The following is a 12,459-nucleotide window of genomic DNA, read 5'->3' on the forward strand; positions in this document are numbered from 1 at the left end:
TCGCATTTCGATTCCGGCTTATAAATGGCCCCATGAAGACCATCGGCCTGATCGGCGGCATGAGCTGGGAATCCACCGCCGAGTACTACCGCCTGCTGAACCGACTCACCCGCGAGCGCCTCGGCGGACTGCACTCCGCCCGACTCGTGCTCTACTCCGTCGACTTCGCGCAGATCGAACGGCTGCAGACGGCCGGCCGGTGGGAGGAGGCCGGCGAAGTCCTCGCCGACGCGGCCCGGTCACTGGAGGCGGCCGGCGCCGACCTGCTGCTGATCTGCACCAACACCATGCACAAGGTCGCCGACCAGGTCGCGGCGGCGGTCTCCGTCCCCCTGCTGCACCTGGCCGACACCACGGCGGCCGCCGTCCGGGCGGCGGGCCTGCGGCGGGTCGGACTGCTCGGGACGGCCTTCACGATGGAACAGGACTTCTACCGCGGCCGGTTGGCGGCGGGCGGCCTGGACGTCCAGGTGCCGCAAGCCGACTCGCGCGCCCTGATCCACCGGGTGATCTATGAGGAACTGTGCGTCGGACTGGTCCGCGAGGAATCCCGGGCGGCCTACCGGCAGGTGATCGGGGAACTGGTGGCCGGGGGCGCGGAAGGCATCGTCCTCGGCTGCACCGAGATCGAACTGCTCGTCCGGCCGGAGGACAGCCCGGTCCCCGTCTTCCCCACCACCCGGCTGCACGCCGAAGCGGCGGTCGACGCCGCCCTGGCCGGCCCCTGAACCCCGACCGCCGCCCTGAGGTGCGCGGTCGGCGGGCACCGGGACAATGGTGAGCGGACCGGTTTCTCCAGCACTCCGCCCCGCGCCGCCCACCCCGAAACCGGGGGCCACGGGGCGCGAACGAGAGGGACGACCATGGCCGTTTCCAGCACCCCGATCAACCTCACCCTCGCCGCCCACGTCGGCATCTCGGTCTCCGACCTGGACGCGTCGATCGCCTTCTACACGGCCCTCACCGGGCGGGAGCCCGTCGCGCAAGGCACCATGCACAGCGTGCCGTTCGGGAAGTCGCAGGGCCTGCCCGTGGCGAAGCTGCGCTACGCCACGATCAACCTGGACAACAGCCTCGGCATCGACCTCATCCAGTTCCAGGAGCCGGTCGGCGAACGGACCGGCGGCATGGCCAACCGGCCCGGCTCGATGCACCTGTGCCTGCGGGTCGACGACTTCGACGCCGTGTACCGGCGGATGAAGGACGCCGGCTACGACTTCCTCGGCGACGACTACACCTTCATCGAGGGCGAGGTCACACCGGACGCCGCCCTCGGCACCCGGGTCGCCTACTTCAACGACCCGGACGGCACCAACCTGGAGATCATCCGCCCCGAAGGCGGCTTCGCCAGCTAGGAGTTCGCGGCGACCGGCCGCCCGGGCCACCCGCGCAGGGCGGCGCGGGCGCGGGCGACGCCTCCGGGGGTGGCGGGCGCGCCGGTGCCGACGGCGACGGTTCTCGTGCCGAGGCCCGCGCAGGCGCGGCAGATGCCGGGGCGGGGCACCGGGTCGTGGCAGCGGCCGCACTCGGCGTACGGCGTCGGTGGAGGCGCGGCTCGTTCCGGTGGCAGCTTCCGTTGCAGGCGGTCCCGGAGGATCGCCACCGGGGAGTGCATCGGCTGCGGCAGCCCGGGCAGCAGGGCGTGGGCCAACTCGGCTTCGTCGCAGCCCCGTTCCAGCCACTGCGCGACGAGCGGTGCCAGCGCCTGCGCCTCGGCCTCGCCGAGGCGCAGGCGGGGTTCGGGCCGGATCACCCGGAACAGGGTCGCCACGGCGGCCCGCGTCCGTTCATCCGGGAGGGTGGGTTCTTGTCCCGGGTCCTTTACGGGAGGGGTGACAGCGCGGCCGGAACTCCCTCCACCGGAGGCCGGGCGGGGGACAGCCGGTTCGGGCTGCGGGGCGTCGAAGACGTGGGCCTCGGACCGGACCGTCCCGTCGGCCATCCGGACCCTGTCGACCCGGTAGTACCCGGCGCTGGTCAGCTCCTTGAGGGCCCGCCGGACGGCGCCCCGCCCCTGTGGACTGCTGTCCGCCATCTGCCGCCCGTCCTCCCGCCACCCGTCGGGGCGGGAGAGCAGGTCGGCGAGGAGGCCACGGGCGGTGTAACTCAACCGCCGGTCCTGCAACAGGCCGTTCGGAAGAACGGTGAACGCGCGCGTGCGCGCGCTACGATGAATCCGCATCTGGAGCTCTATCTCCTGGTGCCAGACCCCGGGGTGTTACGAGCACCGCCGGGGTCTCCTATGTTCTGTTGATGATGCGGAAAGTAGCACAGCGACTACGAAGAGTGCGAACCGTTCGAGCGCAAAGCCCGGACCCCCACATCACGCACGCCCCTACCTTTGGCGTGGGAAGTCGGCGGGGCCGACTTCCCACGCAGAGCACGGTGTTCAGGAGTGGGCGCGTTCGATCGCTTCGAAGATGTCCGCATCGGTCTCCTGCTGCCACGACGGCAGATCGACCCAGTCGGCGACATAGCCCGGCTTCGGATTCTCGATGTGCTTGTGGATCTGAGCGATCCAGCACGTAGCGACGAAGCGGCCCTTCTGCTCCCGGGTGAGCTTGGACGTGTTGCCGCCGCTCACACTGATGAAGTCCCGGACCTGGCCGAACACGGCAGCGGCGCACTCCCGCTCCCACTCGGGGGTCTCCTCCCACGGGGCGACATAGCCCGCCTTCGGCTCGCCCGGGTAGTGCTTCGACACGCCCGCGATCCAAGCTTCGCGGAAGATCTGCCCATCAGTCGACATGCGTAACTCCTTTGTCAGATGGCACCGTCAAGCGCCGAAAAGCGGTCGAAGACGAGTGTCGGTGGCGTCACGCGAGGTAGACCTTCTGCCACTCCAGGGACGTCATGGTCAGTGCGGCTTCGGCGAGGGCGTGGGCCGATTCGGTCTTGAGGCTGCCGAGGCTGCTGTCGATCCACGGCTGCACGTTCCGGTAGCCCTGCTCGCGGTACTCCACGGCCTGGATCAGGCACTCCAGCTTGTCCGCGTCGTGGGCGACGGTGACTTCCAGGTTCTCGGCGTTCTCGTACTCCTCCACGAGGGCCTGGAGTCCGGCAACGACGGCCGGGTGAGCGGCGCTGACCTGGTCGGCGGTCACCCGCTCGTTCGACGCGGCGGTGAGGTAGCGCCGACTGATGTGCGGGATATCGCTGACCCGGGTCTCCTGGGTGTCGTGGAAGAGGCACAGCAGGGCGACCTTGGCCGGGTCGGCACCCTCCATCATCGCGAGCACCGCGCCGATGACACCCGTCCGGAACGAGTGCTCGGCGATCGACTCGGGATCCTTGACGCCGGCGATCCACCAACCCTGACGCTTCGCCCGCTTGAGCATGCCCGCCTCGAACAGGTAGCTCGCGGTGCCCCTCACCTGCTTGTCGTCCGTCATGACTGCCCTTCGCTACCGGATCGGCTGCTGCGGTAACCGCCTACCCACAGACCGTAGTGCACAGACTCCAGCTCTCGACGGGCCACCGTGAAAGGCCGTCACCATCAAATCGACACGGGGGCTCGCCGTGCCAGCGCGGTGAGGCGCGCTACGCCTCTGGCGGCACGCTGTAGCGGTCCAACACGTCGTCAGCCGTGGACCTGTCCAGTAGGCGCAGCTCCCAGGGCCCGGTGTTGACGTCGAACTCCTTGCCGAAGCCGACCCACTTGCCGGCCATGCGGCGCCCGGTCGGATCGACCAGCAGCTGAATGGCGCCGTGGTACCTGGCCCCCTGGTAGTAGCCGTCCTGTGCGGTCTGCTCCACCCACGAGCCCGTCACGACGTTCCGGTCGACGGTGAGGTCGAACGACAGCGGCGAGTCGGGATTGGACGACGCACCGGGGAGCGACCGGCCGGTGATCCGGTTCCCGCTCTGGGACAGTACGACGTGGTGCAGGCCGGTGAACGTGTTCTCCCGGCTGCTGCTGAAGAACTCGTAGTGGCTGACCCAGACCCCCGAGTAGTCCTCACCCATGGGAGCGGGTGCGGCCTGCACGGGCACGCCCGGTTCGTCGCTGCTCATGTCATGGCCTCCCGTACCGTTCGCGGTACCTGCGGGCGGACGCCGGTGAGGACGTCCGCAACTGGTCGTCCAGGGACCTGATCCGTTCGGTCATCGCCGCGACGGACTGGGCCGCCGAGGCTCCCCACGTCGATCAGTCCTGACACCGTATCCGTCGACTGGCCGGCGGAAGTAGCTATCTCATGGAACCCGGCCGCGCACCAGCCGACCAACGTCAACGTTGTTTGACCGAATGATCTGTGACCAGGCGAGTTCGAGGGTACGGTCCCCTATGCAGGGTTCAAGGAATTCACGAGATGGGGCCAGCGTGGCACCTCCGGACGGAATCAGCACCGGCCAGCGCATCGCCGCCTACGAAGATGTGAGAGGCCTGAGCCATCGGCAACTCGCTGATCGTGCTCACGTCTCGTACAGCCTGCTCACGAAGGTGGTGGCCGGGCACAAGCCGGCGACGCCGGAGTTCGTTGCAGCGGTGGCCAGGGCTTTGGGAGTTGAGCCCGGCGACCTCCAACCACCCCCGTACAGCGACGGGACGGCAGATGACCCGTTGGTCCCGCTGATGGGCCCGATCCGTACGGTGCTCGATCTGTACGACCTGCCGCCGCAGGAGGCCGTTCGGCCTCGCGCCCTGCCCGCGCTTCGGGCAGCGGTACGACAGGTGAACACGCTGGCCCAGGCCGCGAAGTACAAGCCGATGGTGGCGATGCTGCCGGGCCTGCTGGTCGAACTGCACACGGCCGCACACGAGTTCACCGGTGAGCAGCAGCGGCAGGCGTGGGGCCTGCTGGCGGAGGCCTACCGGTGCGGGCACTCGGTCGGGATCGCCATCGGGCTGAGCGACCTGTCCGCGACCGCACTGGCCCGGATGGACTGGGCCGCGGAGCGGGCCGGCGACCAGGCACCCGCGCTACGGGCCGCCCGCGAGTACCTGCGGGTCACCGCCTACCTGCGCGTCGGCGACCTCGCGGCCTGCCGGCGCCTCCAGGAGTCCGGCCGCGGCCACCTGGAGGGGACCGACGCCAAGACTCCGAGCGCACTGGTCACCACCGGGCAACTGCACCTCGGCTCGGCCGTGGTCGCCGCCCGCGCCGGACAGAAGGACCTGATGCAGCACCATCTGGACGAGGCTGAACGCGTAGCCGCCCGGACCGGCGAGCAGCCGGACCTGTCGCTGCACTTCGGGCCCACCAACGTGCAGGTGCACCGGGTGATGACCCTGGTGGAGGCCGGCGAGCACGACCGGGCGGTGGCCGCCGCGAAGGGGCTGCGCTTCCCCACCGGATGGGCCCCGACCAGGATCGGGCACCACCACATCGACCTGGCCCGTGCCTACCGATGGATGGCCCGACCGGAGGCCGCACTCGACCAGCTCGACGCCGCGTACGCGGTCGCACCCGACCAGGTATCCCGGCATCCGCTCGCCCGCGAGACCGTGACCGCACTGTCACGCTCCGCTAGCCGCCGGAGTCTGCGGCTGTCAACCTGGATCACCCGAACGGGTATCTGACGATCTTTCACTTCTGGTGAAATTCAAGGCCTTCCAGCAGCGGCATCGTGGTGCTCAGCACCCCGAGAAGCGACGCCTCGGGGTGCGAGCCCGGTCGGGTCCGGGCTCGCACACACCACTGCCGCATCCCTTGGAGCCCGCGATGGCCGCCGCACCCCGCCCTTCGTGTCCTGCCCAGACGCCGACACCCGGGCCGCGCAGATCCGCCGAGGACCGCCTCCGACGGAACGCCCTGGCCACCGCAGCGGCCGGCTGGGCAGAGTTCGCCCCGACCGCCGACCCCCGGGCCCGCCGGGCCTCGTGAGTTCGGAGACGGCTCTCTCCCCGCTTGCAGCACGCCCCGCCCCGGTCGGGTGTCCAAACCCCCGATCGGCGGCAGGCCTGGCGTACGTCGCACTTCCTTCACATGCTCCCGCCCCGCCCCTCCGAGGTACCCCCATGTTCACGTCCCGTCGTCCTCGCATGTTCGTCGCCCGGCTCTCCTCCCGGGCCGAATCCGCGCCCCTGGCCCGGTACTTGCTCCAGGCCTACCTCTCCGGGCTGCCCTCCGGGGACCGCTACCGCGACACCGCCGAGCTACTCCTCGGCGAGCTCTTCGCCAACGCCGTCCAGCACTCCGACGGGCCCGACGACCACCACATCGAAGTCCGCTTCGCCCTCACCGGCTCCCGGCTGCGACTGGAGGTACACGACGCCGGTAGCAGCCGCCCGTCGGTCCGCACCGCCGCGCCTGACGACGAGCACGGACGCGGCCTCTACCTCGTCAACGAGCTGGCCGAGCGCTGGGGCTGCGCCTCCCGCCCGTACGGCATCGGCAAGTTCCTCTGGGCCCACATCGCCCCCACCACCGCCTGAAAGCCCGACTTCCTATGCACCTCGCGACCCGCGCCCGGCGCACCCTTTCCCGTGGCGCCACACCCGCCGCCACCTACGCCCATGGCAGCCTCCGCTCCGGCCACCACCACGACCCCACCCGCTGGTTCACCACCGAAACCCTCACCATCACCCACTGCCGCACCCGCGCAACCCACCCGTAAGCGCAGGAAGTCGGCCTGGCCGACTTCCTGCGCAGCAGACATCGAGAGGCCAAGATGACCACGATCCAGCGCGCCACTGCACACGCCACCACCGGCTGGCTCCAGGGCCGCTCGGTCTCCTCGCATGCGAGAACGTCGTGCTGCGCGGGCACTGCGAAGGCGCCGACCATCGCGAGCTGATGGCCTGGCCGCACTGGGCGTTGAAGCACCTGTACGCCCCGGTCGGAGTCATGTTCGGCAAGTTCCCCCAGAGCGTTGTCGAGACCGGTCGGCGCGGGCAGCGGATCCCGCCGCCGCCGTTCTCGTTCCTCCCGGTGCGGGCGGGAGTCCGGCCGCTGGACCCGCAGTTTCTGGAGACCACCCCGGACCTCGCGGCGGCGCTGGCGGTCTCGGCCGACGACGGCCGCGACGTGTTCGAGCACATCCCTTGTGAATGGAAGGCAGTTCGAGAATGGGCGAGTTCCTTGCCGAGGCCCGCGAAGCGCTGAGGGCGGCGGAGGCCTTCTGTGGGCCGGTCGAGCTGACGGAGGTCAGCAACCGCCGGGGCTCGGCGGTGTGGAAGGCCAGCGGTCCGCGCGGCTCCGCGAGCATCAAGCTCGGCACCGGCGGGGCCGCCGAGGTCACCGCTCGCGAAGCCTCCGTGCTGGACCAGCTCCCCGGCTACACCGTGACCGCCGGCCGCTTCGCCGACGGCATCTGGTACGTCACCCCGTGGCTCGCCGGCCCCTCCACCTGGCAGGTCTTCCGCCCCGTGCGCAAGGGCGACGGCGGGAAGGACGAAGCCCTCGCCGCCGCCGTCGGACTGTGCCGCGCCGTCGCGGACTTCCACGCCGACGGCTGGGTGCACGGGGACCTCCAGCCCGCGCACGGCATCCACAGCGAGGACGGGACGGTGCGCCTCCTCGACTTCGCCTGGTCCCGCAGGCTCGACAGCACCCCGTGGCCGACGTTCGAGGGCACGATGATCCACCTCACCGCGCCCGAACTCGCCGCCCGGATCATCAACGGCCCCCAGCCCGTCGCCACGACCCAGACCGCCGACATCTACGCCCTCGCCGGAACCCTGTGGACCTGCACCACCGGCACGTGGCCGCTGGACTACGACACCGCAGGCCTCCCCAAGGGCACGCCCGTGGAGGAGATCCGCAAGGCCATCGCCCACCGAGCCGTCCCCATGTCCACCGCGATGCCCTGGCCCGCCCTCCAAGCCCGGCTGCGCTGCGTCCTGCTGGCCGCCCCCGACGAGCGGCCCACCGCCGCCGAACTGGCCGAGATCATCGAAGCGGTGGACGGATGATCGAGCTGCGGGAGCTGCGCCCCGGCGACGAAGGAGCCCTGCTCCGGATCTACAGCGCGGAGTCGACGAAGTACCTGGGCCGCGCACCCATACAATCCCGCCTCCGGTCACGTCCTCCGCAAGACGGGGTTCATCCCGACCGGCGAGCGCGCCGGCTTCAAGACCTACGCCCTCGGATCGACCGAACCGGGACACGAGCAGATCAGACAACCGCCCGGTGGCGAACCTACTACTGCCATGGGCAATTGACCGTCTATCGCTGGCAGATCGCCAACGATGACGTGGATGACCCCCTCTCCTTTTGCTTCCAAGGTGCTCCCTCATGCCCACTTCCCGTCGCCCCCGGGCTTTCGTCGCCCGGCTCTCCTCCCGGGCCGAATCCGCGCCCCTGGCCCGGTACTTGATCCGGGCCTACCTCTCCGGTCTGCCCTCCGGGGACCGCTACCGCGACACCGCCGAACTACTCCTCGGCGAGCTGTTCGCCAACGCCGTCCAGCACTCCGACGGACCCGACGACTGCCACATCGAAGTCCGCTTCGCCCTCACCGGCTCCCGGCTGCGACTGGAGGTACACGACGCCGGTAGCAGCCGCCCCTCGGTCCGTACCGCCGCGCCTGACGACGAGCACGGGCGCGGCCTCTACCTCGTCAACGAGCTGGCCGAGCGCTGGGGCTGCGCCTCCCGCCCGTACGGCATCGGCAAGTTCGTCTGGGCCCACATCGCCCCCGCCACCGCCTGAAAGCCCGACTCCCCATGCACCTCACAACCCTCGCCCGGCACACCCTCTCCCGTGGCACCACACCCGCCGCCACCTATGCCCTCATCGCCCGCCTCGGCCACCCGCCCCTGCCCGTCGCACGCGCCGTCTGCCTCGCCCTCGACATCCCCCACGCCGAAACCACCCGCCGCCTGGCCGAGTGCTACGACGCCCTCCTCGCCGACCCACGGCCCGACACCGAGACCGACACCGGCGAACTCCTCGAAGCCCTCGGCGTCTTCGACGTCCCCAAGTCACTCACCGACACCGAACTCGCCGTCGTCGAACACCTCCTCACCGCCATCGACGCCCACGGCAGCCTCCGCCCCGGTCACCGGCACGGCCTCCAACGCTGGTTCACCACCGGCAACCTCGCCACCGCCTACCTCTCCCTCGCCGCCGCCCACCCCCTCCCCCGCACCGGCGACCCCGCCCTCTACTGGACCACCCTCGTCACCGCCGGCGAACTCCTCGCCACCATCCTCCCCTCCGACCGCCGCATCACCTACGCCCTCACCCACTGCCGCACCCGGGCAACCCGCCCGTAAGCGCAGGAAGTCGGCCCCGCGACTCTGCTGGCAAAGTCGAGGGCTGGTTCTGTGGTACTGCGACAGGTTTGTCTCACGATATGAGACCACGGGATGGGTGCTTCCAGCTGTTTTGTCACGAAGTGCTCGCTGCGACATACCCGGCAAATCGACTTTGCCAGCAGAGTCGCCCCGCCGACTTCCTGCGCAGGAGCGGCCCGTCGCCGCTTCGGCCAGGCCGAAGCGGCGACGGATGATGGGGTGAAGCAAGTGCTGCTCGGCGGTGGTTTCGGCGGCCCCGGCCATGCGTGGCCGGGGCTGCCGTTGCTCTTGCGGGTTCCTGAAAGGGACGGAATGCGGGGTGCTTCCCTCGCCTTTTCTTGTCGTCGGGCGGGCCCGCCCGACGACATTGATCGGCCGCCGGACCCGCCCGGCGGATCGCCTCGCCGCGCACAGGAAGTCGGCCCGGCCGACTTCCTACGCAGCCGCAGCGGCGCTGCCTGGTGGGGTGAAGCGCTATTCGGCTGTCGACCATCACCGTCCCCGAGATCCCGCAGGCCGTGCGGAACTTGACCGCCGTCGGCATCCGCTCGGTGAAGGTGTTCGCCAACAGTCCGCGCCGTGACGAGCGGGCCGCCGGTGCCGTCGCGTCGGACAGCCTGATGGTGCGGGCAATCCGCGCCGTCAAGGACACCGAGCCCGGCATGGCCGTGATGACGGAGAACTGCCTGTGCGGCCACACCGACACCGGCGAGTGCCACCTGACCGTCGGCGCCCGGATCAATCTGGAAACGACGGCCGCGCTGACCGCCGCCCAGGCCGTCATCCAGGCCGGGGCCGGCGCCGACATCGTCGGCCTTGCCGCGATGACCCGGGGTACCACCCGGGCCGTGCGGCAGGCGCTGGACGAGGCCGGTCACCGGGACGTGGCGACCATGCCGCACCTGATCGTCGACTCCGCCCTCTACGAGGGCTACCGCACCACCATGCGGGCCGTCCCCACCCCCGCCGCCCGCCGCCCGTTCCGGATCAGCCCTCGCAGTCCGGAGACCGCCGTCGACACCGGACTCGCCTTCCTCGACGAGGGGGCGGACATGCTGCTGCTGGAGCCGGGGATGCCGTCAGTGGACGTGCTCGCCAGCCTCAGGGTCAGGACGGCAGCCCCGCTGATGCCGTTCTCCGTCTCCGGCGAGTACACCCGCCTCGCCTCGCCCCGCCCGACCCGGCCACCGGACGGCGGGACTTCCACCCGCTCGCGGAACTGTTCACCATGCTCAAACGGGCCGGAGCGGACCGGATCGTCACCTACGCGGCAGTGGGCCGGACCTCCGCCAGGATGCCCTCCGCGCCCTGGTCCAGCAGGAGGCCTGCCACCAGCGCGCCCAGCTTCTCCGGCTCGCTCACCGGGCCGGAGAGCCGGGCCTCCACCTGCCGCCCGCCGTCCACGGAGGTGACCTGCCCGTGCAGGGTCAGCACGTCGCCGTCGGCCTTGCCGAACGCACCGACCGGCACCGAGCATCCGCCGTGGAGCTCCCCCAGCATCGCCCGCTCGGCCCGGACCTCCGCGTCGGTCACCGGGTCACCGGAACCGGCCAGGACCTCGCGGGCCCACTCGTTGTCCTCCCGGATCTGGATGCCCAGCGCGCCCTGCCCGGGAGACGGCGGAAACAGCCCGACCGGCAGGATCTCGCTGATCTCCTCGCCGCGGCCGAGCCGCTTGATCCCGGCGGCCGCCAGGACGACAGCGTCCAGCTGCTGCGTCCTGAGCTTGCCGAGCCTGGTCGGGACGTTCCCCCGGATCTCCACCGGCACCAAGTCCGGACGGACGTGCAGCAGCTGGGCGATCCGGCGCGACGCCGACGTCCCGATCCTGCCCCCGTACGGAAGGTCCGCCAGCGTCGAGCCGCACAGGGCGTCGTGCACGTCCGCACGGGTGGGTGGGGGCAGGAGGATCAGGCCGGGCGGGTTCGCGGTGGGCAGGTCCTTGAGCGAGTGCACGATCACGTCGACCTCACCGGATACCAGCGCGTTCACCTGGTTCACCGAGAACGCCGAGCCGCCGCCACGCTCCGAGACGTCCCTCAGGGCCGACCTGCGGTCCTGGTCACCGGCCTCCGTGATCACTCGCCGGCGGAACACCACGCCGGGGAAGCGCCCCCGCAGCGGCGCCAGGAACTCCCTGACCTGAGCCCGCGCCAGGTGACTGGCCCGCGACCCCACCACCAGTGTGCTCATAAGCCAACTCCAAGCATCAGACGAAGCGTTGGCCGCATGCTACCCGCATCGAACATGCCCGGTTTCCGACGTTATGTCGGAAACCGGGGAGAAGTCCACGGGGGCGTACATCACCCGAACCGTCGTCGGCCCAGTGCCGCATCAAGCAGCGTCCGCCCTGGGTGACGCGCCGTCCGGATGGTGATCCGGGCGGCGCGTTGTGCGTCATGCCGAGTCTCGCGATCAGGCCCAACACGGCCTGACTGTCGACGATTTCTCGAAGACCGGCTCTCCACGCCCCGGTACGGAGCATCGCTGAAATCGCGGTCGCGGACAGCCGTGGCTGACGGTCTCCTCCAGAGCGCGTGCTTCGCTCTGACAGGATGCGCCGGTGATCAACTACAGCACCGATCTCTCCGATCTTGCGGAGCAGGACCTTTCCGGGTTCTTCGTAGGCTGGCCCGCACCGCCGACGGCCGCGCAGCACCTTGCCGTACTCAAGGGCAGTTACCGGGTCGTGGTTGCTCTGGATGCCGGGACGGGGCGCGTCGTGGGCTTCGTCAACATGATCAGCGACGGGGTCCTCACGGGCTTCATCCCGTGGCTGGAGGTCTTGCCCGAATACCAGGGGAAAGGCATCGGCGGGCAGTTGGTCCGGCGGGTCCTCGCCGAGGCGGAACATCTGTACTCCGTGGACCTGACCTGCGACGAGCCGCTGCGCGCGTATTACGAGAAGCTCGGAATGCTGCCGCTGAGAGGCATGGCCGTCCGACGGTGGCAGGTACTGGCCCCGGAGCGCCGAGTTCCGGCGGAGTCCTGAAAGCCACGGTTGACTTCGGCCCCGCCGACTTCCTACGCAGGTGTGGTGGTGCCGTTGCCGCTTCGGAAAGGCCGAAGCGGCAACGGGCTCAGCTGGTCATCCCGTAGCGAAGCGATCCCGCATGCATGCCGCCGACTCTGGATTTCACTGAACTCCGGTCAGATCATCGATTCTGGCGATTTCTCATGTTCGCCGAGGTTCCGCCCTCGGCCTCGACTTGGTTCGCTCATCGTCTGCGCAGGAAGTCGGTGGGGCCGACTTCCTGCGCAGCGATAGCGGCGCCGGA

At 70.2% G+C, this 12,459-nt stretch carries 14 protein-coding genes and 3 pseudogenes; 12 read left to right on the top strand and 5 right to left on the bottom strand.

Translation table 11 applies throughout. The features are described 5' to 3' along the window. Positions 1–32: 32 nt before the first annotated feature. Together ACFCY1_RS07470 and ACFCY1_RS07475 are read left to right on the top strand one after the other, a co-directional pair. Positions 33–728: an aspartate/glutamate racemase family protein gene (locus ACFCY1_RS07470; protein WP_375873885.1), complete on the top strand. Its 696-nt coding sequence runs from the start codon at positions 33–35 to the stop codon at positions 726–728. A 135-nt stretch (positions 729–863) separates the two neighbouring features. Further along, complete coding sequence (locus ACFCY1_RS07475; protein WP_375873886.1) at positions 864–1,355, top strand: VOC family protein; 492 nt, start codon at positions 864–866, stop codon at positions 1,353–1,355. Here ACFCY1_RS07475 and ACFCY1_RS07480 read toward each other — a convergent pair. From ACFCY1_RS07480 to ACFCY1_RS07495, 4 genes and pseudogenes are all read right to left on the bottom strand, one after another. Further along, complete coding sequence (locus ACFCY1_RS07480; protein ID WP_375873887.1) at positions 1,352–2,110, bottom strand: hypothetical protein; 759 nt, start codon at positions 2,108–2,110, stop codon at positions 1,352–1,354. The two genes, ACFCY1_RS07475 and ACFCY1_RS07480, sit on opposite strands and share 4 nt — an antisense overlap. A 279-nt stretch (positions 2,111–2,389) precedes the next feature. Further along, the gene (locus ACFCY1_RS07485; RefSeq protein ID WP_375873888.1) at positions 2,390–2,749 is read right to left on the bottom strand and encodes a hypothetical protein; all 360 of its coding nucleotides are present in this window, start codon (positions 2,747–2,749) and stop codon (positions 2,390–2,392) included. Positions 2,750–2,816: 67 nt separating this feature from the next. Further along, entirely contained in the window at positions 2,817–3,392 is a 576-nt protein-coding gene (locus ACFCY1_RS07490) for an HD family hydrolase (RefSeq protein WP_375873889.1), read from the bottom strand. Between the two features lie 148 nt (positions 3,393–3,540). Beyond that, a pseudogene (locus tag ACFCY1_RS07495) lies at positions 3,541–4,038 on the bottom strand (XRE family transcriptional regulator); the annotation flags it as partial. Positions 4,039–4,285: 247 nt separating this feature from the next. On the opposite strand from ACFCY1_RS07495, the pseudogene ACFCY1_RS07500 reads away from it, so the two are divergent. From ACFCY1_RS07500 to ACFCY1_RS07540, 9 genes and pseudogenes are all read left to right on the top strand, one after another. Continuing rightward, positions 4,286–4,510: pseudogene (locus ACFCY1_RS07500) on the top strand (helix-turn-helix domain-containing protein); the annotation flags it as partial. Positions 4,511–4,672: 162 nt separating this feature from the next. Beyond that, entirely contained in the window at positions 4,673–5,521 is an 849-nt protein-coding gene (locus ACFCY1_RS07505; protein ID WP_375874016.1) for a transcriptional regulator, read from the top strand. 438 nt (positions 5,522–5,959) lie between these two features. Continuing rightward, positions 5,960–6,376, top strand: coding sequence for an ATP-binding protein (locus ACFCY1_RS07510; protein ID WP_375873890.1), 417 nt, complete (start codon positions 5,960–5,962; stop codon positions 6,374–6,376). Positions 6,377–6,390: 14 nt separating this feature from the next. After that, on the top strand, positions 6,391–6,558 hold the full coding sequence (locus ACFCY1_RS07515; RefSeq protein ID WP_158077694.1) for a hypothetical protein: 168 nt from the start codon (positions 6,391–6,393) through the stop codon (positions 6,556–6,558). Positions 6,559–6,695: 137 nt separating this feature from the next. Then, on the top strand, positions 6,696–7,046 hold the full coding sequence (locus ACFCY1_RS07520; RefSeq protein WP_375873891.1) for a hypothetical protein: 351 nt from the start codon (positions 6,696–6,698) through the stop codon (positions 7,044–7,046). Then, the gene (locus tag ACFCY1_RS07525; RefSeq protein WP_375873892.1) at positions 7,010–7,855 is read left to right on the top strand and encodes a hypothetical protein; all 846 of its coding nucleotides are present in this window, start codon (positions 7,010–7,012) and stop codon (positions 7,853–7,855) included. The genes ACFCY1_RS07520 and ACFCY1_RS07525 overlap by 37 nt, the downstream gene beginning before the upstream one ends. A gap of 322 nt (positions 7,856–8,177) precedes the next feature. After that, the gene (locus ACFCY1_RS07530) at positions 8,178–8,594 is read left to right on the top strand and encodes an ATP-binding protein (protein ID WP_375873893.1); all 417 of its coding nucleotides are present in this window, start codon (positions 8,178–8,180) and stop codon (positions 8,592–8,594) included. A gap of 14 nt (positions 8,595–8,608) precedes the next feature. Further along, positions 8,609–9,160, top strand: a complete 552-nt coding sequence (locus ACFCY1_RS07535) for a hypothetical protein (protein WP_375873894.1) — start codon at positions 8,609–8,611, stop codon at positions 9,158–9,160. 512 nt (positions 9,161–9,672) lie between these two features. Then, positions 9,673–10,332, top strand: a pseudogene (locus ACFCY1_RS07540) (hypothetical protein); the annotation flags it as partial. 112 nt (positions 10,333–10,444) lie between these two features. Here ACFCY1_RS07540 and hemC read toward each other — a convergent pair. Further along, positions 10,445–11,374: a hydroxymethylbilane synthase gene (hemC, locus tag ACFCY1_RS07545; protein WP_375873895.1), complete on the bottom strand. Its 930-nt coding sequence runs from the start codon at positions 11,372–11,374 to the stop codon at positions 10,445–10,447. Positions 11,375–11,744: 370 nt separating this feature from the next. On the opposite strand from hemC, the gene ACFCY1_RS07550 reads away from it, so the two are divergent. Further along, positions 11,745–12,173: a GNAT family N-acetyltransferase gene (locus ACFCY1_RS07550; protein ID WP_375873896.1), complete on the top strand. Its 429-nt coding sequence runs from the start codon at positions 11,745–11,747 to the stop codon at positions 12,171–12,173. Positions 12,174–12,459: the final 286 nt, after the last annotated feature.

This window comes from Kitasatospora sp. NPDC056273, assembly GCF_042268845.1.
Lineage (GTDB): Bacteria > Actinomycetota > Actinomycetes > Streptomycetales > Streptomycetaceae > Kitasatospora.